The following is a 24,992-nucleotide window of genomic DNA, read 5'->3' on the forward strand; positions in this document are numbered from 1 at the left end:
GGGTCATGCATCACCTGTGGACAACCGACCTGTGGACAACCGACCTGTGGACAAACCGGCCCGTGGACACCCTCGCCGCTGTTCACTTTCGTCGCTGCCCCTTACGGGTCCGTACCTCTCGAGTCGGACACCGATCCAGCCGCCAGGGCTGACGCCCCATGTGTCGTGCGCCACTACCTTCGAAATGTGACTGTGATCGCGACCGAAAGCCTGAGCAAGCGGTTCCCCAGGGTGACCGCGCTTGACCGGCTCTCCTTGGACATCGGACCCGGTGTGACCGGACTGGTGGGCGCCAACGGAGCCGGCAAGTCCACGTTGATCAAGATCCTGCTGGGTCTGTCCCCCGCCACGGAAGGCCGGGCCGCGGTGCTCGGCCTCGACGTCGCCACGAGCGGCGCCGCCATCCGCGAACAGGTGGGGTACATGCCCGAGCACGACTGCCTGCCGCCCGACGTCTCGGCCACCGAGTTCGTCGTCCATATGGCGCGCATGTCCGGGCTGCCGCCGACGGCCGCCCGCGAGCGCACCGCGGACACCCTGCGCCATGTCGGCCTCTACGAGGAGCGGTACCGCCCCATCGGCGGCTACTCGACCGGCATGAAGCAGCGCGTCAAACTCGCGCAGGCCCTGGTCCACGACCCGAAGCTGGTCCTTCTGGACGAGCCGACCAACGGCCTCGACCCGGTGGGCCGCGACGAGATGCTGGGCCTGATCCGCCGCGTTCACACCGACTTCGGCATCTCGGTCCTGGTCACCTCGCACCTCCTCGGCGAGCTCGAGCGCACCTGTGACCATGTCGTCGTCATCGACGGCGGCGCCCTGCTGCGCTCCAGCTCCACCAGCGACTTCACCCAGACCACCGCGACCCTCGCGGTCGAGGTCACTGACACGGACACCCATCCCGACGGCACCGCCGTGCTCCGTAAGGCACTTGCCGCCGCCGGAATCACGCTCCACGCGCGCGTGGAGGACGGTCTGCCCGGCGCGGGCCACATCCTGCTCATCGAGGCGACGGGCGAGGAGACGTACGACGTCGTACGCGACACCGTCGCCGGCCTCGGCCTCGGACTCGTACGGATGGAACAGCGGCGCCACCACATCGCGGAGGTCTTCCGTCCGGAGGCAGCGGCACAGCCCATGGAGGTGCAGGCGCGATGAGCATCGAGACCACCGGGATCCAGAAGGACACCACCCGGATCCACAACATCGGATACCGGAACTACGAAGGCCCGCGGCTCGGCCGTGCGTACGCGCGCCGCTCCCTCTACTCGCAGTCGCTGCGCGGCGCGTACGGACTCGGCCGCTCGGCCAAGTCCAAGGTGCTGCCGATGATCCTCCTCGCGGTGATGTGCCTGCCCGCGGCGATCATCGTCGCGGTCGCCGTCGCCACCAAGCTCAAGGACCTCCCCCTCGACTACACCCGCTATGCGATCGTCACGCAGGCGGTCATCGGGCTCTTCCTGGCCGCGCAGGCACCCCAGTCCGTCTCGCGCGATCTGCGCTTCAAGACGGTGCCGCTGTACTTCTCGCGCCCGATCGAGCGCATCGATTACGTCCTGGCCAAGTACGGGGCAATGGCCTCAGCGCTGTTCGTACTCACCGCGGCGCCGCTGGTCATCCTCTACATCGGCTCGCTGCTCGCCAAGATGGACTTCGCGGACCAGACGAAGGGCTTCGCGCAGGGCATCGTCTCCGTGGCGCTCCTCTCCGTACTCTTCGGCGGCCTCGGTCTGGTGATGGCCGCGCTCACACCGCGCCGAGGCTTCGGCGTCGCCGCCGTGATCGCGACGCTGACCATCACGTACGGCGCCGTCTCCACCGTCCAGGCGATCGCCTGGGAGACCGGATCGCCCGGAGTGATCAAGTGGCTCGGCCTCTTCTCGCCGGTCACGCTCATCGACGGCGTACAGACCGCATTCCTCGGCGCGACCTCGGCCTTCCCGGGCGAGGCTGGACCCGGAGCCGGTGCGGGCGTGGCCTATCTGCTCGTCGTTCTTGCGCTCGTCCTCGGCTCGTACGCCGTACTGATGCGCCGCTACCGAAAGGTCGGGCTGTGACCACCATCAACATCGAGCACACCTCACGGTGGTTCGGAAATGTCGTGGCCGTCAACGACGTGACCATGACGATCGGCCCGGGCGTCACCGGTCTGCTGGGCCCCAACGGCGCCGGAAAGTCCACGCTCATCAACATGATGGGTGGTTTCCTCGCCCCCTCGACGGGAAGCGTCACGCTCGACGGTCGGACGATCTGGCGCAATGAGTCCGTCTACCGGCAGATCGGCGTCGTACCGGAGCGGGAAGCGATGTACGACTTCCTCACCGGCCGCGAATTCGTCGTCGCCAACGCCGAGTTGCACGGCCTGGGCACCAAGGAGGCCCAGCGCGCGCTGGCCACCGTCGAGATGGAGTACGCGCAGGACCGCAAGATCGCGACGTACAGCAAGGGCATGCGGCAGCGCGTGAAGATGGCATCGGCACTGGTGCACGAGCCGTCAGTGCTGCTGCTCGACGAGCCCTTCAACGGCATGGACCCGCGCCAGCGGATGCAGCTGATGGACCTGCTGCGCCGGATGGGCGGCGAAGGCCGTACGGTCCTCTTCTCCTCCCACATCCTGGAGGAGGTCGAGCAACTCGCCTCCCACATCGAGGTGATCGTGGCCGGCCGGCACGCCGCCTCCGGCGACTTCCGCAAGATCCGCCGACTGATGACGGACCGGCCGCACCGCTATCTCGTACGGTCCAGCGACGACCGGGCGCTCGCCGCGGCCCTGATCGCCGACCCGTCGACGGCCGGCATCGAGGTCGACCTGGCCGAGGGTGCGCTGCGCATCCAGGCCGTCGACTTCGGCCGGTTCACCGAACTGCTGCCGCGGGTCGCCCGCGAGCACTCCATCCGGCTGCTCACGGTCTCGCCCTCGGACGAGTCCCTCGAGTCGGTCTTCTCCTACCTCGTAGCGGCCTGAAAGGAGCTGTGACGCAGATGTACAACCCCACAGTCGCCCGGCTCACCTATCGGGCCGTGCTCGGCAGGCGCCGGGCAGCGATCCTGTTCGTACTGCCCGGACTGCTGCTGCTCATTGCGGCGGCGGTACGGAGCTTCAACGGCGTGGACGACCAGGTCGCCGCGGATGTCCTGGGCGGGTTCGCCATCGCCACGATGGTGCCGCTGATCGGCGTGATCGCGGGAACCGGGTCGATCGGTCCCGAGATCGACGACGGGTCGATCGTCTATGTGCTGGCCAAGCCGGTGAAGCGGCCGACGATCATCGTCACGAAACTGGTCGTGGCCATCGCTATCACGATGGCCTTCTCGGCGGTGCCCACGCTGATCGCCGGTTTCATCCTGAACGGCAACGGCCAGCAGGTCGCGGTGGCGTACACCGTGGCGGCTCTGGTCGCGTCGATCGCGTACAGCGCGCTGTTCCTGCTGCTCGGTACGGTCAGCCGGCATGCGGTGGTGATCGGACTCGTCTATGCGCTGGTGTGGGAAACGCTGTTCGGCAGCCTGGTCCCCGGGGCGCGCACGCTGAGCGTCCAGCAGTGGTCGCTGTCGCTCGCCGAGAAGATCGGCGGGGAGGGCCTGATCGGCTCGGACGTGGGGCTGCCGCTAGCGGTGGCGCTGCTGGCGGGGGTCACGGTGGTCGCGACGTGGTACGCGGGGCAGAAGCTGAGGGTGCTGAAGCTCGCCGGGGAGGAGTGAGGCGGCGGGGTCCGTGTCTCTTGGGTGTCAACCCCTGTCCGGTGGGCGGGGGTTGACGCGTATCCGCGTGACTGCACGTTTATCGGTTCGTTGTCCACTGCGCGTGGAGGCAACTGGAGTTCGTGGCGACGAGGGTTCGTGAAGCCGGGGATTGCCGGTGCCGGATCGAAAGCCGGGCCGGTCATTGGGTGAGTAGCACCGTGAGCCGACCTCCACCCCTGAGGCCCGGGGAGGAGGGCCGTCCATGATCGGTTCTGCGAACGGAAGGCATTCTCATGCCATCGGAAGTCGCCCTGGCCGCCCTCGTCGCAGCTCGACCTGGGCGGGATCACCACTGCCCGCGGCCAGGAACACCTCGCGCTGCTGTTTCTCGGCGTGGCCGCCGCCCTCGGCACGTACACCTTCAACCTCAATGTCGTACGAGGCGCGGGGCAGGAGCACGCGTCATGACCGAGGGGTTGACCCGACTCGAAAATCAGTGGCACCGAAGCGCCGCCCGGGGCACAGTAGTTGAGCCGGCGCACGCCAGTGCGACCGACGCCACCGACCGGGAGAGGAGCGCGGCGATGACCGAGAGTACGAGTGCGAGTCCGTCGAGCTCCCAGCAGGGCAGCGCCGGGCAGGCAGCGGAGTAGCCACCGACCACTCCGCGAAGCCGCCCGCAGGCAGCTGCCCGGGGGCGGCCGCTTCGAGCGCGCATCCGCGCGGGCCGCCCCCTCCCGGAGGATTGGCCGAGTGGTAAGGCAGCGGCTTGCTAAGCCGTCGTCGGGGTCGAAAGCCCCGCGCGCGTTCGATCCGCGCATCCTCCGCAGCACCGCAGCACCGCAGCACCGCAGCACCGCAGACCGCGACACCGCAGACCGCGACACCCTCGCACCGCAGCGCGTCAGCCCTGAAGCAGCTGCTCCAGCACCACCGCGATGCCATCGTCCTCGTTCGACGCCGTGATCTCGTGCGCCACGGCCTTCAGCTCCTCGTGCGCATTGGCCATCGCCACCCCGTGCGCCGCCCACCCGAACATCGGGATGTCGTTCGGCATGTCACCGAACGCGATCGTGTCCGCCGCACGCAGCCCAAGCCGCCGCGCCGCCAGCGACAGCCCCGTCGCCTTGCTCAGCCCCAGCGGCAGGATCTCCACCACGCCCGGGCCCGCCATCACCACGTCCACCAGGCTGCCGACCGTTGCCCTGGCCGCCTTCGCCAGCGCGTCGTCGTCGAGCCCTGGATGCTGGATGTAGACCTTGTTGATCGGCGCGGACCACAGCTCGGACGGGTCCTCGAACGCCACAACCGGCAGCGGGCTCTCCTGGACCCGGTAGCCGGCGCCGACCAGCACCTCGCCGTCGAGGCCGTCCCGACTCGCCGCCAGCGCCAGCGGGCCGACCTCCGCCTCGATCTTGGAGATCGCAAGACCGGCCAGCTGCCGGTCCAGCGTCACGGATGTCAGCAGCCGGTGCTCGCCCGCGTGGTAGACCTGCGCGCCCTGGCCGCAGACCGCGAGGCCGTCGTACCCCAGGTCGTCCAGGATGTGCCGGGTCCACGGAACGGCCCGCCCGGTGACGATGATGTGCGCGGCGCCCGCAGCGGTGGCCGCGGCGAGGGCGTCGCGCGTGCGCTCCGAGACCGTTTCGTCGCCACGCAGCAGCGTGCCGTCGAGATCGGTCGCGACGAGCCGGTAGGGGAACGTCACTTGGCGACCGGCTCCAGCAATTCACGCCCGCCCAGGTACGGACGGAGCACCTCGGGCACCCGCACCGAACCGTCTGCCAACTGGTGGTTCTCCAGGATCGCCACGATCGTGCGCGGTACGGCGCAGAGCGTGCCGTTCAGCGTCGCCAGTGGCTGCACCTTCTTGCCGTCGCGCATCCGGACCGACAGGCGGCGCGCCTGGAAGCTGTCGCAGTTCGACGCGGAGGTCAGCTCGCGGTACTTGCCCTGGGTCGGGATCCACGCTTCGCAGTCGTACTTGCGCGAGGCCGACGCGCCGAGGTCCCCGGTCGCCACATCGATCACCTGGAACGGCAGCTCCAGGCCCGTCAGCCACTGCTTCTCCCAGTCCAGGAGCCGCTTGTGCTCGGCCTCCGCGTCCTCGGGAGCGACGTACGAGAACATCTCGACCTTGTCGAACTGGTGCACCCGGAAGATTCCGCGGGTGTCCTTGCCGTACGTCCCGGCCTCGCGGCGGAAGCACGGCGAGAAGCCGGCGTACCGCAGCGGCAGCTTGTCGGCCTCGATGATTTCGTCCATGTGGTACGCGGCGAGCGGGACCTCGGAGGTGCCGACCAGGTAGTAGTCGTCCTTCTCCAGGTGGTAGACGTTCTCAGCGGCCTGGCCGAGGAAGCCGGTGCCCTCCATGGCGCGCGGGCGGACCAGCGCAGGCGTCAGCATCGGGATGAAGCCGGCCTCGGTGGCCTGCGCGATCGCGGCGTTGACGAGCGCGAGCTCGAGCAGCGCGCCGACGCCCGTCAGGTAGTAGAAGCGCGAGCCGGACACCTTGGCGCCGCGCTCGACGTCGATGGCGCCGAGCGCCTCGCCGAGCTCCAGGTGGTCCTTGGGCTCGAAACCCTCGGCACCGAAGTCGCGGATCGTGCCGTGCGTCTCGAGGACGACGAAGTCCTCCTCGCCGCCGACCGGAACGTCCTCATGGACGATGTTCCCCAACTGGAGCAGCAACCGCTTGGTCTCTTCGTCGGCCTCGTCCTGCGCGGCATCGGCCGCCTTGACGTCGGCCTTCAGCTGCTCGGCCTTCTTCAGCAGCTCGGCGCGCTCTTCGGGAGAGGCCTTGGGGATGAGCTTGCCGAGCTGCTTCTGCTCGGAGCGCAGCTCGTCGAAGCGGAGGCCGGACGACCTGCGCCGCTCATCGGCCAAGCGCAGGGCGTCGACGAGGGCGACGTCCTCTCCACGGGCGCGCTGGGAGGCGCGAACACGGTCGGGGTCCTCACGGAGCAGGCGAAGGTCAATCACCCCACCAGGCTACCGGTGCGGACTGACGGCACCCCACCCGATATTGCCTTGCGTGTAATTTTGTCCGGATTGCTCGAATTGCCGGAATTGGATAAGGGTCGATAAATCGGGTGCCGAGTTGAGCGGGCAAGCGTCAATAAACGCGACGCTATTCGCCGAAATGGGGCATGGGGTGAGGGGTCGCATTGACCCACAGCCTTTGGGGATGGGGGGTGGGCTCCCCCTTGTCCACAGGGTTGCGGCTTCCCGCAAGGTTATCCACAGGCTGTGTGCGAGATCTGTGGACCACGGAAAACCACGGAAAAGATCGTTTTCAGGACTGTGCGTGGGCCGGAGGATTCCCCATCCAAACCCGCCTCACACACTCATTCGGGTGGGAATTCCTCGCTCCAAAGAGTTGATCAATGGAATTGAGGTGACAGAGGGCACCCTGCGGCCCTGTGGACGGAAGTGGGGCGAGTGAGAAGATTTGTCGACCATGTCGGCTTGTGTTGTCGACTTGTCCCCAGGTCGAGAAGCGCGCCTGTGGATAAGTCCTGTGGACGACGAAAATCTGCAGGTAGGACCGGGCCCGTAGGCCGCCCAGTCCCTCAGGCGCGGCCGTCCTGGGAGCGCGCCAGCCAGTCCGACGCCGCCGTGAACTCCGCGTCCGACGTCCCCGCGCGCAGCTCCCGTACGTCCCCCACAGCCACACCTGCCCGCGGATACGAACCGAGGAACCGCACCTTCGGACAGATCCGCTTCAGCCCCATCAGCGCCTCGCCCACCCGCCGGTCCGCGATATGGCCCTCGGCGTCCACGGCGAAGCAGTAGTTCCCGATCCCCGCGCCCGTCGGCCGCGACTGGATCAGCATCAGGTTGACCCCGCGCACAGCGAACTCCTGCAGCAGTTCGAGCAGCGCACCCGGGTGGTCGTCGCCCAGCCAGATGACCACCGAGGTCTTGTCCGCGCCGGTCGGTGCCGCGGGCCTGGCGGGCCGGCCCACCAGTACGAAGCGGGTCTCCGCGTTCTCCGCGTCATGGATCTCGGTGACCAGCGGCTCGAGCCCGTACGTCGCCGCCGCGAACTCGCCCGCGAAGGCCGCGTCGTACCGCCCCTCCTGCACCAGCCGCGCGCCGTCCGCGTTCGAGGCTGCCGACTCCCACAGGACGTCCGGCAGGTTGTTCCGCAGCCAGTTCCGGACCTGCGGCTGGGCGACCGGGTGCCCGGTCACCGTCTTCACCTCGGACAGCTTAGTGTCCGGCCGTACCAGCAACGCGAAGGCGATGGGCAGCAGCACCTCGCGGTAGATCATCAGCGGCTCGCCGGAGGCCAGCTCGTCGAGGGTCGCGGTGACGCCGCCCTCCACGGAGTTCTCGATCGGTACGAGGGCGGCAGCGGCTTCCCCGTTGCGTACGGCATCGAGCGCAGCCGGTACGGACACCATGGGGACGAGCTCCCGGGTGGCGGCTTCGGGGAGCGTGCGCAGGGCGGCTTCGGTGAAGGTGCCCTCGGGACCGAGATACGTGTAGCGCGTGGCCGACATACCGTCACCCTAATGGGCCGCAATGATTCACGACTCCAGAAGCCGCTGCCCCACGTACTCGCCCTCCTTGGGCCCGCCCGGCACCGCGAACAGTCCGCTCGCCTCGTGCCGGATGAACGGCGACAGCGCATCGCCGCGGTCGAGCTTGCGCTGTACGGGTACGAAGCCGCGCAGTGGATCGGCCTGCCAGCAGATGAAGAGCAGGCCCGCGTCCGGCGTCCCGTCCGGGCCGATCCCGTCGTGGAACGAGAACGGCCGCCGCAGCATCGCGGCACCGCCGTTCTGCTCCGGCGCGGAGATCCGGGCATGGGCGTTGTCGGGGATCACCAGCTTCCCGTCAGGCCCTGTCCTGTCGAGCGCGAGCTCGGTCGTCTCGGTGCCGCCGGTCAGCGGTGCGCCGTCGGACTTGCGCCGGCCGATGACCAGCTCCTGCTTCTTCAGCGAGAGCTTCTCCCAGTCGTCGAGCAGCATCCGGATCCTGCGTACGACGGCGTATGAGCCGCCCGCCAGCCATGCGTACTCCGTCCCGGACGGCACGAAGATCCGCCGGTCGAAGTCGGCCTCGGACGGCTTGGGATTGCGCGTGCCGTCGACCTGGCCCATCAGGTTGCGGGCGGTCATCGGCTTGCCCGTGGCCCCCGGCGAACGGTTGAACCCGTTCATCTGCCAGCGCACCCGGGCCGCTTCCCCCGCCGCCTTCTGGACCGCGCGCAGCGCGTGGAAGGCGACCAGCGCGTCGTCCGAGCCGATCTGCACCCACAGATCGCCGTTGCTGCGCTTGGCGTCCAGCTGGTCGGAGGAGAAGGCGGGCAGCGGGTCCAGCTCCGGCGGGCGCTGCGCCACCAGCCCCGTACGGTCGAAGAAGGTCCGGCCGAAGCCGAAGGTGATCGTGAGCGACGAGGGCCCGGCGTCCAGCGCGACGCCCGTGTCGCCGTCGCCGCCCGCCTGGCCCGCCATCAGTTCGGCGGCGAGTGTGGACCACCGGCGCATCAGCGCGGCGGCTTCCTTACGGCCCGATCCCGGCGCGAGGTCGAAGGCGATCAGATGGCCGCGGGCCTGCAGGGGCGTGGTGATGCCCGCCTGGTGCTCTCCGTGGAATGCGATGCCGGTCGAGCCGACCGTCGTCAGCGCGGTCGGGGCGTCGCCGGAGGCAGCCGCGTGCGCGGCGGCGCCGCCCGCAGCCCCCAGCACCAGCGCGGTCGCGCCCGCCGCGCCGACGGTGCCGAGCAGTCGCCGCCTCGAGATGTCGCTGTCGCTCGCGGGGTCGCTCACTGCGGCACTCACCGGGGCACTCACGGGGTCTTTCACGGAGTCACTCACGGGTAGGTCAGCCGATCTTCACGTTCTTGTCGATGGTGGTCTGGTCGATGTCGGAGGTCCGCACGGTCACCTGGACCTGCCACTCGCCCGGCATCGGTATCTGGACCGCGCCCGCGCTCCAGTGTCCGGTGGTGAGGCGGTCGGGGGTGATCGGCAGCGGACCGATCTGCTTGGCCTTGAGGGTGAAGGAAACCTTCACCTCGGGCACGTCCATCGGCTTCAATTCCGGGTTGTAGATCCACACGTGCATTTCGTTGGCGCCGGAGGTGGCCGGGTCGAGGCTGAGCCGGACCGTCCCCTTGCCGTTCTGGCCGCCCGTGTCGAAGGGCAGCTTGAGCTCGGTGGGACCGGCGGGTGCGGGAGCGGCCGCCTGGGCACCTCCGGACCGGGCAGCCTCTTCTTCCGTACGGCCCGGTTCGGTGGTTGTCAGCACGGTGGTCACGGCCAGGAGCACCACCGCGACACCGGCCTCCGCCAGCACGGATCGGCGCAGTCCGGAGCGCGAGGGGTCGGCGTCCCGCGCCTTCTTCTTCTGGGCAGTGGCCACCGCGGCCTTCTGGCGGGCGAGTTGAGTGGCCCGCTCGGGGTCCGACGAGTCTGCCGCTTCCTCTGCTTCCTCGGCGTTGGCCTCCGTCGCCTCCGTCGCCTCCGTCGCCTCCTCCGTTGCCCCGGTCGCCACCGTCGTCGGCTCCCCGAGCTGCGCCGTCCACCGTCGCGAGATCCACGCGACACCGACCATGACGACGACCAGCCCTACCTTGACCAGCAGCAGCTGTCCGTACGACGTTCCGGTCAGCGCCGACCACGAACCGACCTGCCGCCAGGACTGGTAGAGCCCGGTCGCGGCGAGCACGACGACGCTGATGAACGCGACCCTGGAGAACCGCCGCACCGCCGCCCGCTCGATCGACGGCGCACGGTAGAGCGCGGTCAGCAGCGCCGCGAGCCCGCCGAGCCAGGTGGCCACGGCCAGTAGATGAGCTACGTCCACGGGCATCGCGAGTCCCGGCTGGATGCCGGTCGACGCATGCTCCGACAGCGCCCAGGTCCCGGCGATCCCGGCCGCGACGACCGTGCCGCCGATGGCGAGACCGAAGGTGAGGTCCTTCTTCTCGGCTTCGTCCTCGCGCTTCGCGTACGCCCCGAAGAGCACGGCGACGAACAGCGCGGCCGCCCCGAGCAGCAGCAGCCGGGAGATCAACGCCGCCCCGGTCTTGGTCTCGAGGACGTCCCGCAGCCCGCCGAGGTCGAAGGCGTCCGCCAGTTTTCCGGAGCCGGTATAGGGGGTGCGCAGCAGGAGCGTCGCGAGGGTGGCCGCGGTGAGTGTCACCCAGCCCTGTACGACGAGGCGTTGCAGCGGGCGGACGGAAGCGCCGCGCTGCCAGCACAGGAGCACGAAGGCCGCGCCGCCTGCCAGCAGCACGAAGCCCGCGTACGAGGCGTAGCGCGCGATGTCATAGAGGACGCCGACGACGCCTCCGCCGGCCTCCTTCTCGGGGAGGGCGACGGTGGTTTTGGAGGGCGCTCCGATCGAGAAGGTGAAGGCCCCGGAGATGGGATGGCTGTCGGCCGAGACGGCCTGCCAGGCCACGGTGTACGTGCCGTTGGGCAGTCCGGGCAGCAGATCGACGCCGTAGCTGACCGTGCCACCGGTGCTCAGATCACGGATCTTCGCCTTGTCGGAGCGTTTGCCGCTGGGTTCGAGGACCCGGATCGAGTCGTTCCCCATGGCGACCTGCTCGGAGAAAGTGAGCGTGACGTCCTTGGGGGCGGTGGCGACCACCGCCCCGTCCTTCGGGTTGCTCCCGGTCAGCGCGGCGTGCGCCGAAGCGGGACTCGCGCCGGCCAGGAGTGCGCCGAGAAGCGTGCCGATGAGCACGGCCGCGGCGAGTAGCAGCCGGACGGTGGAAGAGCCGAAGCGCGGGGCGGTGGCTGTCATGGCGTGATCAGTCCCTCGGTGCTCAGTGCTTCATCGGGTTGTACGTGGGCTCCTTCACGGGAAGTTCGACCTTGATCGGGCCGGACTTCTCGAAACGCAGCTCCACGGCGACCTCCTCGCCCTGCTTCGGCTTCTGCTTGAGCTTCATGAACATGATGTGGTTTCCACCGCGTTCGAGATCGAGCTCGCCGTCCGCAGGCACGTCGAAGGCCTTCACCTCCTGCATCTTCTGGTTCTTCGACTCATGGATCGTGATGTCGTCCGAGATGTCGCTTGTGACGGAGGTGAGTTTGTCCGCGCCGCCTCCGCTGTTCTGCACGGTCAGAAACCCGGCCGCCATGTCGTCCCCCACGGGCTGCGGCATGAACGCGCCGCTGACCTTCAACTCCGGCCCGTTGTCGGACGAGGTGGAACAACCCGCCAGCGCCAGCCCCGCGGTCAGGGCTATGACCGAGGCGAGGGCGGGGGTCAGGGCGAGGGCGGGGGTTGTGCGGCGGTTCACGGGTTCTCCCCGCGGACGAGCTTCGGCAGGTCCTTGGCGTAGTCGTCCACTGTCGTGTCCTCGCCGTACAGCACATAGCCCTTGTCGGTCTTCGGGGAGAACGCGATGACCTGCGCGCCGTGCATGGAGACGACCGTGCCGTCCTTCTCCTTCTTCGGCGGGTCGATGCCGATGCCCATCTGGCGTGCGCCGGCCTGGATCGTAGAAAAGTCGCCGGTGAGGCCGGTGAACGACGGGTCGCCCGCGCTGGGCAGCCACTTTGCGAGCTCGGCCGGGGTGTCCCGCTCCGGGTCGGTGGTGACGAATACGACCTGGAGCTTGTCCTGGTCGGCCTTGGGGAGCTGCTTCTTGGCGATGGCGAGGTTGCTCATCGTCAGCGGGCAGACGTCGGGGCAGTGCGTGTAGCCGAAGTAGATCAGCGTCGGCCTGCCCTTGGTCCGCTCGCGCAGGTCGTACTTCTTGCCGTGGGTGTCCGTGAGGACGAGGTTCGGCTTGGCGTACGGCTGGTCGAGCAAGGTCGCCGGCCGGTTCGCCTGGGCGGAGATATCAGCGACGGGCCCCTTGGCGGAGTCGTCGCCGCCCGAGCAGGCGGACAGGGTGAGCCCGGCGGCCACGACGAGCGCGGCCGCGGACAAAGTCTTCTTACGCATGGAGAAATGTCCCAAATGTGGTGTACGGACCGTCAGGCGGCGCGTCAGGAGGTGCGGCGGCGTCCGGCCAGGACGCCGAAGGCGACGCCTGCGGCGCCGACGAGGATGCCGACGATGCCCAGGATGCGCGCCGTGCTGTCGCTGCTGTCGTCGGACGCGGCCTCGGTCTTCTCGTCCTCGTCGTGCCCGGCGTTCTTGGCGTCCTTGCCGTCCTTGGCGGCCGCGTCCGTGGCGCCGCCGCCGTGGTGATCGTCGGTGGCCGCAGACAGCTTCAGGACCGGCGCGGGGGACTCGGGCTCCTCAGCGCCCTCCTTGGTCTCCTCGATCCAGCGCACGACCTCCTTGTTGTCGTACGTCTGGATCGCCTTGAACACCAACTGGTCGGTGTCCTCGGGCAGCCGCCCGAGCGAGACAGGGAACTGCTGGAACTGGCCAGGGGCGATCTTGGAACCGTCCGCGGTCCAGGTGACCTTGGAGACCGCCTCGGTGATCTGCTTGCCGTGCACCTCGAGCGGCTTGGCCAGCTTCGACTTGGTGACCTCGACCTTCCAGCCGGGCACGGGCTGCGGCATCACGGACGACAGCGGGTGGTCGGTGGGGACGGTGACTTCGAGCTTCACGGTCGAGGCGTTGTCGCGCTCGTTGGGGACCTTGAAGTTGACCGTCGCGTAGCCGCCCTTGGCGGCTTCGCCCTGCGGTTGCACGCTGACGTGCGCGAAGGCGGTGCCGGACAGGATCAGCACGGAGGAGGCGGCGATACCGGTCGCGACAGCGATGCGGGAAACGTTCATGGCAGAGGACACTCCACAGTTCATGGGAGGCGGATGTGCGCCGCGCACACAGGGGTGCGCCGGCACCGCGGCCGCCACTCCCGTCGAGTGGGCCGCGTCAGGCTGCGAGAGCGAGGTCCGCGGGAGGCCCGCGCCTGATCACCGTGTGCTGGAGCGCCTCCCCGGCGGCCGGCGCGGGAGGGTCGCACGACGTCCGGGGAGCGCGCGGATCCACCGTGGGCGCCCCCGAGAGACCGGCTCGCAGCGCCCGTACGAGAGTGAGCGCGGCGCGCAGCGAACGCAGCCACGCCGTCTGGGCCACCTCATGGGCCGAGTCCGCCGACAGCCGGGTCAGCCGTACGAGCGCGAGATCCCCGCGCCGCAGCAGCCAGCCGGTCGCGAGCGCGGCCAGCAGATGCCCGAGCAGCATGGGGAGGCTGGGCAGCAGCTGAGGCGAAGCGGCGACGGTCTGCGCCATATGGTCGTGGGTGCCGTGCCCCGGCGGGGTGATGCCCGCGGTGGTGACGATCCGCCGGGCGTCCGCGGGGCTCAGCGACGCTGCGCCCGCCCCGCACACCAGCTTCGCGGCCATTCTGATCAGCGCGTCGTCGGCCGTCGGGGTCAGCTGCAACCGGTGCTGTCCGACCTCGAACAGGGCGTGCAGAGCGACCTGTCCGACGGTCAGCGCGACGGCGATGGAGGGCAGCGAGCGCGTCCGCCCGGCGAACGGCGCGACCAGCGCGAACACCCCGATGAAGCCTGCCGCCAGAGTCCACCAGGGCACGGCCGCACAGGCGGCCAGCACATGTCCCGTCGCGGACAGCACGACGCAGACCGCGGTGAACACCGCGGCCCTCAGCAGCCGCAGACCGGCTCCGGCGCGTGCAACGGGGATGGACGACATGGCCGGGTCATCATCGCACTGCGGTGGGAGCGGCCGTACGGCAGGTCCGGAAGATCCCCTTTGGCGACATACATCGCCGCGCGAGCCGCGCGCGTCCGCCGAATGAGCGCAATCACGTCAACTGTGTGCTTACGGACCGCGTCTTGCGGCAATACGTATCGGTATGTCGAGCCGCAGCCAGGAGGCTGGAGCATGAGCATCTGGTGGTCTCTCCACTTGCGGCGCGAAGCCGCGAGCGTCCCGCTCGCCCGGCGCCTGCTGCTCGGCACCATGGAGACCGCGGGCGTCGATCCCGACATCTCCTACGATCTGTCGGTCGCGCTCAGCGAAGCCTGTGCGAACGCCGTGGAGCACGGCGGCGGCCAGGGCTCCGGCGAAGCCTCCGCCGCATACCGCGTCACCGCGTATCTGGACGGCGAGAAGTGCCGTATCGAAGTGGCCGATTCGGGCCCCGGCTTTCCCACCAGGCGCGGCGGGTGCGCCTACGCCGTGCCGCAGGCCGCGCTCACCGACGAGAGCGGCCGCGGACTCTGTCTGATCGAGCAGCTCGCCGACCATGTCCACTTCCGCAACCGGCCCGGCCACGGCGCGGTGGTCAGCTTCGACAAGATCCTGAAATGGCGGGAGGACGCGCTGCTCAAGGTCTCCTGAGGTCTCCTGAGATTTCTTGAGAACTCTTGAGAACTCCTGAGCCGCGCGTCCTCCGCCGTGTTCCTCGTATGTCCGGGGGTCAGCCCTTGAGCGAGGCCATCCAGGCCTCGATCTCGTCGGCCTGCCGCGGCAGCGCCGCCGACAGATTCCGGTTGCCGTCCTCGGTGACCAGGATGTCGTCCTCGATCCGGACGCCGATGCCGCGGTACTCCTCCGGCACCGTCAGGTCGTCCGCCTGGAAGTAGAGCCCGGGCTCCACGGTCAGGCACATGCCCGGCTCCAGCGTCCCGTCGACATACGCCTCGGTGCGCGCGGCGGCGCAGTCGTGGACGTCCATGCCGAGCATGTGGCCGGTGCCGTGCAGGGTCCAGCGGCGCTGCAGACCCAGCTCCAGCACGCGCTCCACCGGTCCTTCGAGCAGACCCCACTCGACGAGCTTCTCGGCGAGCACACGCTGCGCGGCGTCGTGGAAGTCGCGGTACTTGGCGCCCGGCTTCACGGCCGCGATGCCCGCCTCCTGCGACTCGTACACCGCGTCGTAGATCTTGCGCTGGAGCTCGTTGAAGCGGCCGTTGATCGGCAGCGTCCGCGTGATGTCGGCGGTGTAGAGGGTGTGGGTCTCCACGCCTGCGTCCAGCAGCAGCAGCTCGCCGGAGCGGACCGGGCCGTCGTTGCGCACCCAGTGCAGGGTGGTGGCGTGCGGTCCGGCCGCGCAGATCGAGCCGTAGCCGATGTCATTGCCCTCGACGCGGGCGCGCAGGAAGAAGGTGCCCTCGATGTAGCGCTCGCTGGTCGCCTCGGCCTTGTCCAGGATCCTGACGACGTCCTCGAAACCACGCGCCGTGGAGTCGCACGCCTTCTGCAGCTCGCCGATCTCGAACTCGTCCTTCACGGCACGCGCCTCGGAGAGGTATACGCGCAGCTCCTCGTCGCGCTCCGCGGTGACCTTGTCGGTCAGGGCGGCCTCGATGCCGGCGTCGTGGCCGCGCACGGCGCGGACCGGTCCGGTCGCCTGGCGCAGCTGCTCGGGCAGTTCGCGCACGTCCTTGGCGGGAATGCCCAGCAGCTGCTCGGCCTCGGCGAGGGAGTGGCGGCGGCCGACCCACAGCTCGCCCTGGCCGGAAAGCCAGAACTCGCCGTTCTCACGGTTGGAGCGGGGCAGCAGATAGATGGTGGCGCGGTGGCCTTCGCCGTGCGGCTCCAGGACCAGGACGCCGTCCTCGGACTGGTCGCCGGTGAGGTACGCGTACTCGGTCGAGGCGCGGAAGGCGTACTCGGTGTCATTGGAGCGGGTCTTCAGATTGCCCGCCGGGATCACCAGGCGCTCGCCGGGGAAACGCGCAGAGAGCGCGGCACGGCGGGCGGCGGTGTGCGAGGCCTGGGCGATGGGCTGCAGATCGTGCAGCTCGGTGTCGGCCCAGCCGGTCGTCATGTTCTCGGCGAGCTCGTCGGACACGCCCGGGTACAGGCCGTTCTTGCGCTGCTTGATTGGCTGCTCTTCTTCTTCCGGGGTCTCCGGGGTGAGCTCCTCAGCCACGTCTTCTCCTCGATACGACACTGGACCGGCTTCCATCGTATGTGCGACGGGAAGACCGCCCGGTGCCCTGTGGAAAACGTGTGGGACGTCAGTCAAAACGGGCGGCGAGCAGCACCACGTCCTCACCGCTGTCGGCCTCGTCGAGACCTTCCGAAAGCACTGTGCGCAGCACATGGTCGGCGATCGCCGCCGGGTCGTGGCGTACGGCATTCGGCACGCTCGCCGCCGCCGCGTGCAGCCGCGCGAAGGCCCGGTCCATGGGATCGCCGGTACGCCGCAGCAGCCCGTCCGTATACAGCAGCACCGTTTCTCCTGGCTCGGGCGAAAGCTCCACGCTCGGCGCCTCCCAGCAGGCGAGCATCCCCAGGGGGGCCGACAGGGACGTCTCGACGAACTCGGTGCGCCGCTCGCCGACCACCAACGGCGGTGTGTGCCCCGCCCCGGCCAGCACGATCTTCCTCCTGGCCGGCTCGGCGTACGCGAAGAGCGCGGTGGCGGTCCTGGCCGGCTCGGTCAGCCGCAGCAGCAGCTCCAGATCGGACAGTACGGCGACGGGGTCCTCGCCCTCCATCACGGCGTACGCCCGCAGGGATGCCCGCAGCCGCCCCATCGCGGCCAGCGCGCTCGGCCCGGAGCCGCTGACCGAACCCACGGCCAGTCCCAGCGCGCCTTCCGGCAGCGGCAGCGCGTCGTACCAGTCGCCGCCGCCGTGCGGTCCTGTGCGGTGCCTGGCGGCGAGCTGGACGCCCGGCACCCGGGGCAGCCGGCTGGGCAGCAGCTCCTCGGCGACGGTCGCCACCGTGGCGCGGGCGTGTTCCAGCTCGAGGAGCCGGGCCAGATGCTCGGTGGCGTAGCGCATATAGAGCCCGACGAGATGGCACTGGCGCTCCACCGGCGCGGCGGGCTCGTCGTACATCCAGACGGCGGCGCCGAGCGTGCCTGCCGTTTCGGAGGCGAGCGGCTGGGTGTAACTGGCGGCATAGCCGAGGCGGACGACGACGTCGCGGTGGTGGGGGTCGAGGGTCTCTTCGGCGAGCAGGTCGGGGTGGGCGACGGCCTCCGGGAGGCCGCCCGGACCGGGCCGCCCGTCGGGGAGCCGACCGTCCAGGATCCTGCCGTACGCGGTCGCGCCGCGCGGGACCGTCTCGATATGGCCAAGTTCGGCATGGGTGAGCCCGAGGCCCTTGGTGAGGGCGGGGCCGTGGTCGGGCTCGAAACAGTCGGCCCGCCAGGAGCCCGGCGCGGGTTCGAGGACGACCATGCCTCGGCGGGCGCCGACCAGGGCGGCTCCCGCGCGCAGCAGTTCATGGAGGGCGTCGTCGAGCGAAGCGGTTCTGGCCAGGCGTTCGGTGAGTTCGTGGAGGGTGGTCAGATCGGAGACCCAGCCGGCCAGCCGGTCCTGAATCACCGCGCCGGGAGGGGCCGCTGAGGCAGGAAGGGCGGGCAGGGGGGAGGAAGTGTGCGCTGGAGCTGGAACCGCTGAATCGATTCCAGCCACTTTCGGCAGGTGAGGGGCGCTCATGGCAGCCGGCTTTCCGACTGGTGCACTTCGCTCAATAGCATCGCAAACCCCCATGTCATTCTGCGCGGCTATCAATGCATCCACATGTACACGCACACGTAAGGGGATGTCCAGCATTGCCCCAGTGGGATTGGTGGTGTCTACGAGACTGTTAACTTGGCTGAAAAATGCACCCTATGGCGGTTGATTGAGGTCGACTGAGGGCGGTCAGTAGGGCGTCATTCCAAGCGTGATGGGTACGTAAACGGTGATGGCCAGGGGCAGTTGGGACCGCCCCGGAACCTGGCGGTGGGCCTGGGCGTCTTAACAGCCGAAGGTCGCGCCCCATCCCCGAGTGGCGGGGAAAAGTTCAGCGGGACAGCAAGCGCCAGGCGCGCGCCACCCCTCGCCACGCGTTTAATGGACTACAGCCCACGTTCGGCCCCCGGGCGGCGATCCTGTCGCAGGCGAAGCGGGGGGTCGCCCATGCCACCGGCAAGGGGCGGTGATACGCCGACTTGTACGCACAGTGAAGAGCTGCACACATGTTGTGATGTGGACCTCGGCGTTCAACGGAAAGGAACGAGCGCTCATGCGCGAGATCCTCGGAAGGCGACGCAGGCTCGGGTTCCGGCGCAAGAGGGGGCCTGTACAGCTCGAAGCGGCGCTCACCTGCGCCGTCGAGTGGCAATGGCCGGTGCTCCCCGGTGTGGGACCCAAGGCGGCCGGAAGTCGCGGTGTCAGCGGGCGCGGCTGCGCCTGCCCCGACCCCGAGTGCGTCGTGCCCGGCGCGCACCCCTTCGACCCTGGAATCCTGGCGGCGACGACCGACGAGCGAATGGTGCGCTGGTGGTGGACCAACCGGCCCACCGCTCCGATCATGCTGGCCACCGGAGGGCACGCACCGTGCGCGGTGAGCCTGCCCGCGGTTGCCGGGGCGCGTGCGCTGTCGGCGCTCGACCGGATGGGTATGCGGCTCGGTCCTGTTGTCGCGACGCCCACGCGCTGGTCGCTCCTGGTGGCTCCGTACAGCCTTGAGGAGCTCGGCGAACTGCTCTTCGTCAAGGACTGCGTGCCGAGTTCGCTGCGCTTCCACGGTGAGGGCGGCTATCTGGTGCTGCCGCCCTCCGAGACGGGGACGGGCCAGGTGCGCTGGGAGCGTGCCCCGCTGCCGGGATCCGCGGCTCCCTGGCTGCCGGGTGTGGAGGCGGTGGTGGACGCGCTGGTCGAGGCGAGCACCAGCGCACCGGACGGCGGCAGCCGCCTCGCGTACTGAACGTGCGCACCGGGCCCGCGGTATCGCGGGCCCTTGAACCCTCTCTTGATCCGGGCCGGCTCTGTCACTCGTACGGGTAGGGGCCGGCCCGAGTTGTGCGGGAATTGGGCGCGGGGCTCCACTGGCGGTGGCATCGGGTCGATATCTTCGGCCCACCGTCAGAATTCCCGCGCAGTCGGCAGGTGGGCCCATGAATCTCCGCATGATCGGGCTCGCCGCCGTTGTGGTGTTCACCGGGCTGCTGCCGCTGGCCGCCTCCGCGGGACCGGTTGGGGGTACCTCCCAGGCCGAAGGCTCCGGGGGAGGACTCCGGCCGGGGCCGGGGGCCCTTTCCGCACCCGTTCCCGCGCCCGACTCCGCTTCCGCTCTCGCGGACGGGGCGAGGCCGAAACCCGAACCGGGTCTGCTGCCCGGGCCCGGAGCATCCCCAGCCGTCGGCGTGACCGGGCCCACCGTCGCGCATACATCCGCGCAATGTGGGCCGGAACTCGCCTCTCCCGACAGGGTCGAAGCCCAGACCTGCGTGCTTACCGATGGGCGCGACACCTGGGCGCGTACGTACTACCGCAATGCCACAGGCGAGGAATTGACTTCCCTGCTCACTCTGATGGGACCCGGCGGGCGCACACTGCAGATCAACTGCGTGGTCGAGGTGGGGGACGAGCCGGACGTCTGCGAAACGCCCCGTGAGGCCTCCCGTGGCGCTGTCACGGAGTATTCCGCGGTGGCGGAGTTCGCAACTGCCGACGAGGTCGGAGAGGGGCCGCTGCTGCTGCGGTCCGGGAGCAACTCCGCGTCGCCTGCGGGCCGTTGACGGAACGCACCATTCCGTAGAAATGGAAGCGCCCGGTCGCTGGCGACGGGGGATGCACCAGCGACCGGGCTTCTAGAACGGTAACAAGAGATCGGCAGTTAGCAAATTCGATCTCGGGTATTCGGACAGGGATTTACCTGCCCATAGGGCGAGTTGTGACTGGGGTCACCTATCGGTCGACAGAAACCGTCACTCTCAGCTGAGGGTGACTTGGCGGTTGGTGAGCCCGCCGCGCGCCCGGCGCTCCTCCGCGGTCAGCGGCCCGTCGGTCGCGAGAGCCTTCGCGAGCCGCTCGACGAGCTCGGCGGCCGGCTTCTCGCACTCCTCGGCACCCATTGAGCTCGGCAGGTCCCAGACGGGGACCATCAGCCCGTGCGCACGGAAGGATCCGACCAGCCTGGTCCCCTCGCCGATCGAGGAGGCACCGGCGGCGTGCAGCCGGGCAAGCGCGTCCAGGAGGTGCTCCTCGGGGTGCGGCATGACCCAGCGGAGGTGGTTCTTCTCCGGGGTCTCGCACCAATACGCGGCTTCGACGCCGGAGAGCTTCACTGTCGGGATCGCGGCGGCGTTCGCGCGCTCCAGCGATGCGGACACCTCGGGCGTGGCGCTTCCCGCGGAGTCCGGGACCCAGAACTCGAAGCCGGAGTGCACGGTCGGCTCGAAGTCGGCGTCCGCGTCGAGCAGCTCCTGCAGCCGCACACCGTCGGCGGGCACCCTCTGGGCGGCGACCGGGGTGCCGGGCTCGGCGATAAGCGCGCGCTGCAGGGTGTCGGCCAGATCGCGGCTGATGTCGCCGGACGAGGTGTCGTTCTGCAGCCCGAGCAGGACGGAGCCGTCGTCACGGCGCAGGGCGGGCCAGGCCATCGGCAGTACGGTCGCGAGTGTCACGGACGGCACGTCCTCGGGCAGCCCACCCTTGAGGGTGAGCGTGGCGGTCGCGGCGGGCACCAGCTCGCGCAGGGCCACCCAGTCGCACTCGCCGGGCAGTCCCTCGAACGGGCGCTGGACCAGCTCGGTCACGGCGTGCGCGGCGGCCCGGCCGTGACAGGCCTTGTAGCGGCGGCCAGATCCGCAGGGGCAGGGCTCGCGGGCCCCGACCACGGGGATCTCTCCGTCCCTGAGCTGCGGCTTCCCGGCCTTGGTCTGGGGTCGCTTCTTGGCCATGGTGTGGCTTTCTCCCGATTACGGCGGTGCTGTGTGCTGTGTCGTCGGGCGCGAGCCTAGCCGTCGGCCGGGTTCAGTACAGCTTGGCTGGGCCTTGCATCGGGTTGAGCCGAGCCCGGGACAGCACGGTCGGCTGTCGGTCGGGCCCTCCGCCCGGCTGTCGGTCGGGCTGTCGGTCGTGCTGTTGGTCGGGCCCGCTGCACGGCTGTCGCTCGGGCTGTCGGTCAGGCTGTTGTCGCGCCCTCCGCCCGGCTGTCGGCGGGGCTCTCCGTTGAGCTCCGCCGGGCTCCGTAGAACTCCGCCGGCCTCAGTCGAGGTCGTCGTACGACTCCGCGAACTCGAAGCCGGGGCCTGCGACGCGCGTAGCGAAATCCTCGCGGCGGTGCCCTTCGGTGACAATCACCCACACCGTGACCTCACCGGTCGCGCTGTCGCGAACGCCCCAGTCCTGGGCGAGCGCGCTGATGATGTTGAGCCCCCGGCCGCCTCGCGCGGTGACCGATGGCGTGGCTGGAACCGGCCGGGTCGGACCGCCTCCGTCCGTCACCTCGACGGTGAGGCGACCTGCCCTCTCGACGCGCCAGGCGGCGCGGATGTCGCCGTCGCCCACCTCCGCGTGCCCCAGCGGCCTGCCGTGCCGACAGGCATTGCTGAGCAGTTCGGAAAGGATCAGTACTGCATCGTCGACGACCGATTCGGACACCCCGTTGCGGCGCAATTGCTCACGCATCCGGTGTCTCGCCTCACCCACGCCCGCAGGGCCATGGGGTACGGCCATGCTCGACGACGTGGGCACCTCCTGTGCCACCACCAACGCCACCCCCGAGACCTCCTTTGCCCCACGCCACGGTGTGAATGCCCCAATGGACTGGACCGGAAACCGGCCAAGCGCGGGCCAGTGACGCACTCGTAACGATCCAATACGGACCGAACGCGCCGGTGCACTCCCTGTAATCAGCCTTAAAGGCGGCCCAGTTGGGACAACACCTGTTTGGGACGATTGGTGATGATCGCCTCGACACCGAGGCGGGTGCAGAGCTCGACGTCCTCCGGTTCATTGACGGTCCACACGTGCACGCGATGGCCCGCACGGTGCAGCCGGGCGATATATCCGGGGTGATTGCGGACGATCCGCATGCCCGGACCGGCGATCCGCGCGCCGGCCGGCAGCCGCCCGTCGCGCAGCCGCGGCGTCACGAACTGCATCAGATAGACAGTGGGGAGGTTCGGCGAAGCCGCCGAGACCCGGTGCAGGGACCGGGCCGAGAAGCTCATGATCCGTACGGGCGAGTCGTCGGCCGTGGTCGGATCGGACAGGCCGAAGCGCCCGAGAAGGTGAAGCAGCCGCTCCTCCACCTGGCCCGCCCAGCGGGTGGGGTGCTTGGTCTCGATGGCCAGCTCGATGCGGCGGCCGGAATCGGCCACCAGCCCCAGCAGCCGTTCCAGGGTGAGTACGGAGGTGAAGGACGGGTCTCCCCAGTCGGGGCTCTCCTCGCTGTCCTTCCACGACCCGAAGTCGAGGGCCGCGAGATCTGCGAGCTCCAGGGCGGAGACGGCGCCTCGGCCGTTGGAGGTGCGGTTGATGCGGCGGTCGTGGACGCAGACGAGATGCCCGTCGGCGGTGAGCCGTACATCGCACTCGAGGGCGTCGGCGCCGTCCTCGATCGCCTTCTTGTACGCGGCCAGGGTGTGCTCGGGGGCGTCTTCGGAGGCACCTCGGTGGGCGACGACCTGGATGTTGTGCTGCCGTGCTTGAGTCACCGCGTCATGGTGTCACCGAGGCGGGGTAGGCGCGTGCAGGGGGCTGGTCCGGAAGCTGGTTCGAGGGCTGTCCGGCGGCCCTTCCGGTGGCTTTGGAGATGCGTCCGTTTTGTCGGACGTAAAGGATTGCCGAGATACACACAGGTCCTGCTTACAGTGGTCTGACGTGTGGTGGGAAAAGCTGACGGCAGTCACTTGCGAGCGCTGACGAGGAACCTGTGGAAAACCTGAGGAGAGAGCTGTGAGCACCGAGAACGAGGGCACTGCGGTCCCGGCCGCCCCGTCCGTACCTCCTGTGCCGGGCGCCGCTCCCGAAGGCACGCCGGCGTCTGCTTCAGGAGCCGAGATGCCGCAGACAGCCGAATCAGCTCACCAGGACGGGGCGCACCACTACACCCAGCCGGCTGCGGCCGAGCGGCCCGGGCACTCCCCCCAGCCCGACCCTGCCACCGCGCCGCTGCCCGGTCCCGTCCCCGCCCTCGCGCCGACAGGCGCGCACCACACGGCAGCCGGCTGGCCGCCGCCCCCGCCCGCACTCCCCTCCTACGGGGGCGGCGGCGGTCCGGCCTGGGGCGCGTCGGCCCAGGTCTCCGAGCCCCCGCGCAAGCGCTCCGGCGGACTGGTCGCCGCGGTGCTCGCCGCCGCGCTAGTAGCGGGCGGCGTCGGCGGCGGCATCGGCTACTGGGCCGCCGAGCGCAACGACGACACCTCCGGCTCGACCACCGTTTCCGCGGCGGACGCGCCCAAGGACTTCAAGCGTGAGCCGGGAACCGTCGCCGCGGTCGCGGCCAAGGCGCTGCCGAGCGTGGTCACCATCGAGGCGAAGGCGGGGGGCGGCGTCGGCGGCAACGGCGAGACCGAGGGCGGCACGGGCACCGGCTTCGTCTACGACAAGGAAGGCCACATCCTCACCAACAACCACGTGGTGGCTTCCGCGGCCGACGGCGGCACGGTGTCCGCGACCTTCTCCAACGGCAAGAAGTACGACGCCGAGGTGGTCGGCCGGGCCGAGGGCTACGACGTAGCCGTACTGAAGCTGAAGGACGCCCCCTCAGGGCTGAACCCGCTGGCCCTCGGCAACTCCGAGCAGGTCGCCGTCGGCGACTCGACCATCGCGATCGGCGCGCCATTCGGCCTTTCGAACACCGTCACCACCGGCATCATCAGCGCCAAGAACCGCCCGGTCGCCTCGGGCGACGGCTCCAGCGGCAAGAACTCGTACATGAGCGCCCTGCAGACCGACGCCTCCATCAACCCGGGCAACTCCGGCGGCCCGCTGCTCGATTCGCGCGGTGCGGTGATCGGCATCAATTCCGCGATCCAGTCTGCGGGCAGCGACGGCCTCGGCCAGTCGCAGGCGGGCTCGATCGGCCTCGGCTTCGCCATCCCGATCAACCAGGCGAAGAACGTCGCCGAGCAGCTGATCAAGACGGGCAAGCCCGTCTACCCGGTGATCGGCGCGACGGTCGACATGTCGAGCAAGGACTCGGGCGCCAAGATCGCCGCCGAGGGCGCGGGCGGAACCCCGGCGGTGACCCCGAACGGCCCGGCCGCGAAGGCAGGTTTCAAGGCGGGCGACGTCATCACCAAGTTCAACGGCAAGTCGATCGACAGCGGTCCGACACTGATCAGCGAGATCTGGAACCACAAGCCGGGCGACAAGGTGACGCTCACGTACCAGCGCGACGGCAAGGAGTACAAAGCGGAGGTCATCCTGGGCAAGCGCACGGGCGACAGCTGATCCCGGTAGTCTGTAGCCCGCTCCGCCGCAGGTGGCCGGGGCGTGGGTGGGTTGCCCGAGCGGCCTAAGGGAACGGTCTTGAAAACCGTCGTGGCAGCGATGTCACCGTGGGTTCAAATCCCACACCCACCGCATGCAGGTCAGCGTAGATGCTGGTCAGAAGGGGTGTCCCGTGCCAGGGGCGCCCCTTCGTCATGGGCCCTGTCTCACTCTGAACCGCCCCTGTGCCGCTTTGGATCACCGTGTGTGGACCAGGCGTGGACCAGATTG

At 69.5% G+C, this 24,992-nt stretch carries 23 protein-coding genes and 2 tRNA genes; 10 read left to right on the top strand and 15 right to left on the bottom strand.

Going from position 1 to position 24,992, the window contains the following annotated elements:
* Nucleotides 1-192: 192 nt before the first annotated feature.
* Genes QFZ67_RS19635 through QFZ67_RS19650 form a run of 4 tightly spaced genes read left to right on the top strand, consistent with a single transcriptional unit; the run spans nt 193 to nt 3,702 of the window.
* Nucleotides 193-1,158, top strand: coding sequence for an ABC transporter ATP-binding protein (locus QFZ67_RS19635; protein WP_307665897.1), 966 nt, complete (start codon nt 193-195; stop codon nt 1,156-1,158).
* Nucleotides 1,155-2,057, top strand: a complete 903-nt coding sequence (locus QFZ67_RS19640; protein WP_307662388.1) for an ABC transporter permease — start codon at nt 1,155-1,157, stop codon at nt 2,055-2,057. The genes QFZ67_RS19635 and QFZ67_RS19640 overlap by 4 nt, the downstream gene beginning before the upstream one ends.
* A complete protein-coding gene (locus QFZ67_RS19645) occupies nt 2,054-2,965 on the top strand; it encodes an ABC transporter ATP-binding protein (RefSeq protein ID WP_307662389.1) in 912 nt (303 codons plus the stop codon). Before QFZ67_RS19640 ends, QFZ67_RS19645 begins: the two co-directional genes overlap by 4 nt.
* Nucleotides 2,966-2,982: 17 nt before the next feature.
* The gene (locus QFZ67_RS19650; RefSeq protein ID WP_307662390.1) at nt 2,983-3,702 is read left to right on the top strand and encodes an ABC transporter permease subunit; all 720 of its coding nucleotides are present in this window, start codon (nt 2,983-2,985) and stop codon (nt 3,700-3,702) included.
* A gap of 273 nt (nt 3,703-3,975) precedes the next feature.
* Here QFZ67_RS19650 and QFZ67_RS19655 read toward each other — a convergent pair whose 3' ends face one another.
* A complete protein-coding gene (locus QFZ67_RS19655) occupies nt 3,976-4,143 on the bottom strand; it encodes a hypothetical protein (RefSeq protein WP_307662391.1) in 168 nt (55 codons plus the stop codon).
* Nucleotides 4,144-4,423: 280 nt separating this feature from the next.
* Here QFZ67_RS19655 and QFZ67_RS19660 point away from each other — a divergent pair.
* A tRNA-Ser gene (locus QFZ67_RS19660) sits at nt 4,424-4,511 on the top strand.
* 77 nt (nt 4,512-4,588) lie between these two features.
* On the opposite strand, the gene QFZ67_RS19665 is transcribed toward QFZ67_RS19660, so the two are convergent.
* The 9 genes from QFZ67_RS19665 to QFZ67_RS19705 all read right to left on the bottom strand — a co-directional run bounded on the left by QFZ67_RS19665 (nt 4,589) and on the right by QFZ67_RS19705 (nt 14,277).
* The gene (locus QFZ67_RS19665) at nt 4,589-5,392 is read right to left on the bottom strand and encodes an HAD family hydrolase (RefSeq protein WP_307662392.1); all 804 of its coding nucleotides are present in this window, start codon (nt 5,390-5,392) and stop codon (nt 4,589-4,591) included.
* Nucleotides 5,389-6,666 (bottom strand): serine--tRNA ligase, encoded by a 1,278-nt coding sequence (serS, locus tag QFZ67_RS19670; RefSeq protein ID WP_307662393.1) that lies wholly within the window; start codon nt 6,664-6,666, stop codon nt 5,389-5,391. The genes QFZ67_RS19665 and serS overlap by 4 nt, the downstream gene beginning before the upstream one ends.
* A gap of 590 nt (nt 6,667-7,256) precedes the next feature.
* On the bottom strand, nt 7,257-8,192 hold the full coding sequence (gene pheA, locus QFZ67_RS19675) for a prephenate dehydratase (protein ID WP_307662394.1): 936 nt from the start codon (nt 8,190-8,192) through the stop codon (nt 7,257-7,259).
* 27 nt (nt 8,193-8,219) lie between these two features.
* Nucleotides 8,220-9,476 (bottom strand): iron uptake transporter deferrochelatase/peroxidase subunit, encoded by a 1,257-nt coding sequence (efeB, locus tag QFZ67_RS19680; protein WP_307662395.1) that lies wholly within the window; start codon nt 9,474-9,476, stop codon nt 8,220-8,222.
* 43 nt (nt 9,477-9,519) lie between these two features.
* A complete protein-coding gene (locus tag QFZ67_RS19685) occupies nt 9,520-11,451 on the bottom strand; it encodes a copper resistance CopC/CopD family protein (protein WP_307662396.1) in 1,932 nt (643 codons plus the stop codon).
* Between the two features lie 22 nt (nt 11,452-11,473).
* The gene (locus QFZ67_RS19690; protein WP_307662397.1) at nt 11,474-11,953 is read right to left on the bottom strand and encodes a copper chaperone PCu(A)C; all 480 of its coding nucleotides are present in this window, start codon (nt 11,951-11,953) and stop codon (nt 11,474-11,476) included.
* Nucleotides 11,950-12,603 carry an SCO family protein gene (locus QFZ67_RS19695; protein WP_307662398.1) on the bottom strand — a complete coding sequence of 218 codons (654 nt, stop codon included), beginning with the start codon at nt 12,601-12,603 and terminating at the stop codon, nt 11,950-11,952. Before QFZ67_RS19695 ends, QFZ67_RS19690 begins: the two co-directional genes overlap by 4 nt.
* 44 nt (nt 12,604-12,647) lie before the next feature.
* The gene (locus QFZ67_RS19700; RefSeq protein ID WP_307662399.1) at nt 12,648-13,394 is read right to left on the bottom strand and encodes a YcnI family protein; all 747 of its coding nucleotides are present in this window, start codon (nt 13,392-13,394) and stop codon (nt 12,648-12,650) included.
* Between the two features lie 97 nt (nt 13,395-13,491).
* Complete coding sequence (locus QFZ67_RS19705; RefSeq protein WP_307662400.1) at nt 13,492-14,277, bottom strand: hypothetical protein; 786 nt, start codon at nt 14,275-14,277, stop codon at nt 13,492-13,494.
* Between the two features lie 192 nt (nt 14,278-14,469).
* Between QFZ67_RS19705 and QFZ67_RS19710 the strand changes: the two genes are divergently transcribed.
* Nucleotides 14,470-14,928, top strand: a complete 459-nt coding sequence (locus tag QFZ67_RS19710; protein ID WP_307662401.1) for an ATP-binding protein — start codon at nt 14,470-14,472, stop codon at nt 14,926-14,928.
* 79 nt (nt 14,929-15,007) lie between these two features.
* On the opposite strand, the gene QFZ67_RS19715 is transcribed toward QFZ67_RS19710, so the two are convergent.
* Together QFZ67_RS19715 and QFZ67_RS19720 are read right to left on the bottom strand one after the other, a co-directional pair.
* Nucleotides 15,008-16,465: an aminopeptidase P family protein gene (locus tag QFZ67_RS19715; RefSeq protein ID WP_307662402.1), complete on the bottom strand. Its 1,458-nt coding sequence runs from the start codon at nt 16,463-16,465 to the stop codon at nt 15,008-15,010.
* Between the two features lie 88 nt (nt 16,466-16,553).
* Nucleotides 16,554-18,104: a PP2C family protein-serine/threonine phosphatase gene (locus QFZ67_RS19720; RefSeq protein WP_307662403.1), complete on the bottom strand. Its 1,551-nt coding sequence runs from the start codon at nt 18,102-18,104 to the stop codon at nt 16,554-16,556.
* A 454-nt stretch (nt 18,105-18,558) separates the two neighbouring features.
* On the opposite strand from QFZ67_RS19720, the gene QFZ67_RS19725 reads away from it, so the two are divergent.
* Together QFZ67_RS19725 and QFZ67_RS19730 are read left to right on the top strand one after the other, a co-directional pair.
* Nucleotides 18,559-19,242 (top strand): bifunctional DNA primase/polymerase, encoded by a 684-nt coding sequence (locus QFZ67_RS19725; protein WP_307662404.1) that lies wholly within the window; start codon nt 18,559-18,561, stop codon nt 19,240-19,242.
* A gap of 190 nt (nt 19,243-19,432) precedes the next feature.
* Nucleotides 19,433-20,056, top strand: coding sequence for a hypothetical protein (locus QFZ67_RS19730; protein ID WP_307662405.1), 624 nt, complete (start codon nt 19,433-19,435; stop codon nt 20,054-20,056).
* Between the two features lie 195 nt (nt 20,057-20,251).
* On the opposite strand, the gene QFZ67_RS19735 is transcribed toward QFZ67_RS19730, so the two are convergent.
* The 3 genes from QFZ67_RS19735 to QFZ67_RS19745 all read right to left on the bottom strand — a co-directional run bounded on the left by QFZ67_RS19735 (nt 20,252) and on the right by QFZ67_RS19745 (nt 22,981).
* Nucleotides 20,252-21,220, bottom strand: a complete 969-nt coding sequence (locus tag QFZ67_RS19735) for a DUF5926 family protein (protein ID WP_307662406.1) — start codon at nt 21,218-21,220, stop codon at nt 20,252-20,254.
* A gap of 307 nt (nt 21,221-21,527) precedes the next feature.
* Nucleotides 21,528-22,127: an ATP-binding protein gene (locus QFZ67_RS19740; RefSeq protein ID WP_307662407.1), complete on the bottom strand. Its 600-nt coding sequence runs from the start codon at nt 22,125-22,127 to the stop codon at nt 21,528-21,530.
* 53 nt (nt 22,128-22,180) lie between these two features.
* Nucleotides 22,181-22,981 (bottom strand): glycerophosphodiester phosphodiesterase, encoded by an 801-nt coding sequence (locus tag QFZ67_RS19745; RefSeq protein WP_307662408.1) that lies wholly within the window; start codon nt 22,979-22,981, stop codon nt 22,181-22,183.
* A gap of 241 nt (nt 22,982-23,222) precedes the next feature.
* Between QFZ67_RS19745 and QFZ67_RS19750 the strand changes: the two genes are divergently transcribed.
* Nucleotides 23,223-24,722: a trypsin-like peptidase domain-containing protein gene (locus tag QFZ67_RS19750; protein ID WP_307662409.1), complete on the top strand. Its 1,500-nt coding sequence runs from the start codon at nt 23,223-23,225 to the stop codon at nt 24,720-24,722.
* A gap of 45 nt (nt 24,723-24,767) precedes the next feature.
* Nucleotides 24,768-24,854, top strand: a tRNA-Ser gene (locus tag QFZ67_RS19755).
* Nucleotides 24,855-24,992: the final 138 nt, after the last annotated feature.

Source organism: Streptomyces sp. V1I1, assembly GCF_030817355.1.
In the GTDB taxonomy this organism is placed as follows: Bacteria; Actinomycetota; Actinomycetes; order Streptomycetales; family Streptomycetaceae; genus Streptomyces.

What these genes read in the sequence shown, in the direction of transcription:
- QFZ67_RS19640 (WP_307662388.1), top strand. Translation starts at nt 1,155, where the DNA reads ATGAGCATCGAGACCACCGGGATCCAGAAGGACACCACCCGGATCCAC.
- QFZ67_RS19650 (WP_307662390.1), top strand. Translation starts at nt 2,983, where the DNA reads ATGTACAACCCCACAGTCGCCCGGCTCACCTATCGGGCCGTGCTCGGC.
- pheA (WP_307662394.1), bottom strand. Translation starts at nt 8,192, where the DNA reads ATGTCGGCCACGCGCTACACGTATCTCGGTCCCGAGGGCACCTTCACC.
- QFZ67_RS19685 (WP_307662396.1), bottom strand. Translation starts at nt 11,451, where the DNA reads ATGACAGCCACCGCCCCGCGCTTCGGCTCTTCCACCGTCCGGCTGCTA.
- QFZ67_RS19695 (WP_307662398.1), bottom strand. Translation starts at nt 12,603, where the DNA reads ATGCGTAAGAAGACTTTGTCCGCGGCCGCGCTCGTCGTGGCCGCCGGG.
- QFZ67_RS19700 (WP_307662399.1), bottom strand. Translation starts at nt 13,394, where the DNA reads ATGAACGTTTCCCGCATCGCTGTCGCGACCGGTATCGCCGCCTCCTCC.
- QFZ67_RS19705 (WP_307662400.1), bottom strand. Translation starts at nt 14,277, where the DNA reads ATGTCGTCCATCCCCGTTGCACGCGCCGGAGCCGGTCTGCGGCTGCTG.
- QFZ67_RS19710 (WP_307662401.1), top strand. Translation starts at nt 14,470, where the DNA reads ATGAGCATCTGGTGGTCTCTCCACTTGCGGCGCGAAGCCGCGAGCGTC.
- QFZ67_RS19720 (WP_307662403.1), bottom strand. Translation starts at nt 18,104, where the DNA reads ATGCTGGACATCCCCTTACGTGTGCGTGTACATGTGGATGCATTGATA.
- QFZ67_RS19725 (WP_307662404.1), top strand. Translation starts at nt 18,559, where the DNA reads ATGCGCGAGATCCTCGGAAGGCGACGCAGGCTCGGGTTCCGGCGCAAG.
- QFZ67_RS19730 (WP_307662405.1), top strand. Translation starts at nt 19,433, where the DNA reads ATGAATCTCCGCATGATCGGGCTCGCCGCCGTTGTGGTGTTCACCGGG.
- QFZ67_RS19735 (WP_307662406.1), bottom strand. Translation starts at nt 21,220, where the DNA reads ATGGCCAAGAAGCGACCCCAGACCAAGGCCGGGAAGCCGCAGCTCAGG.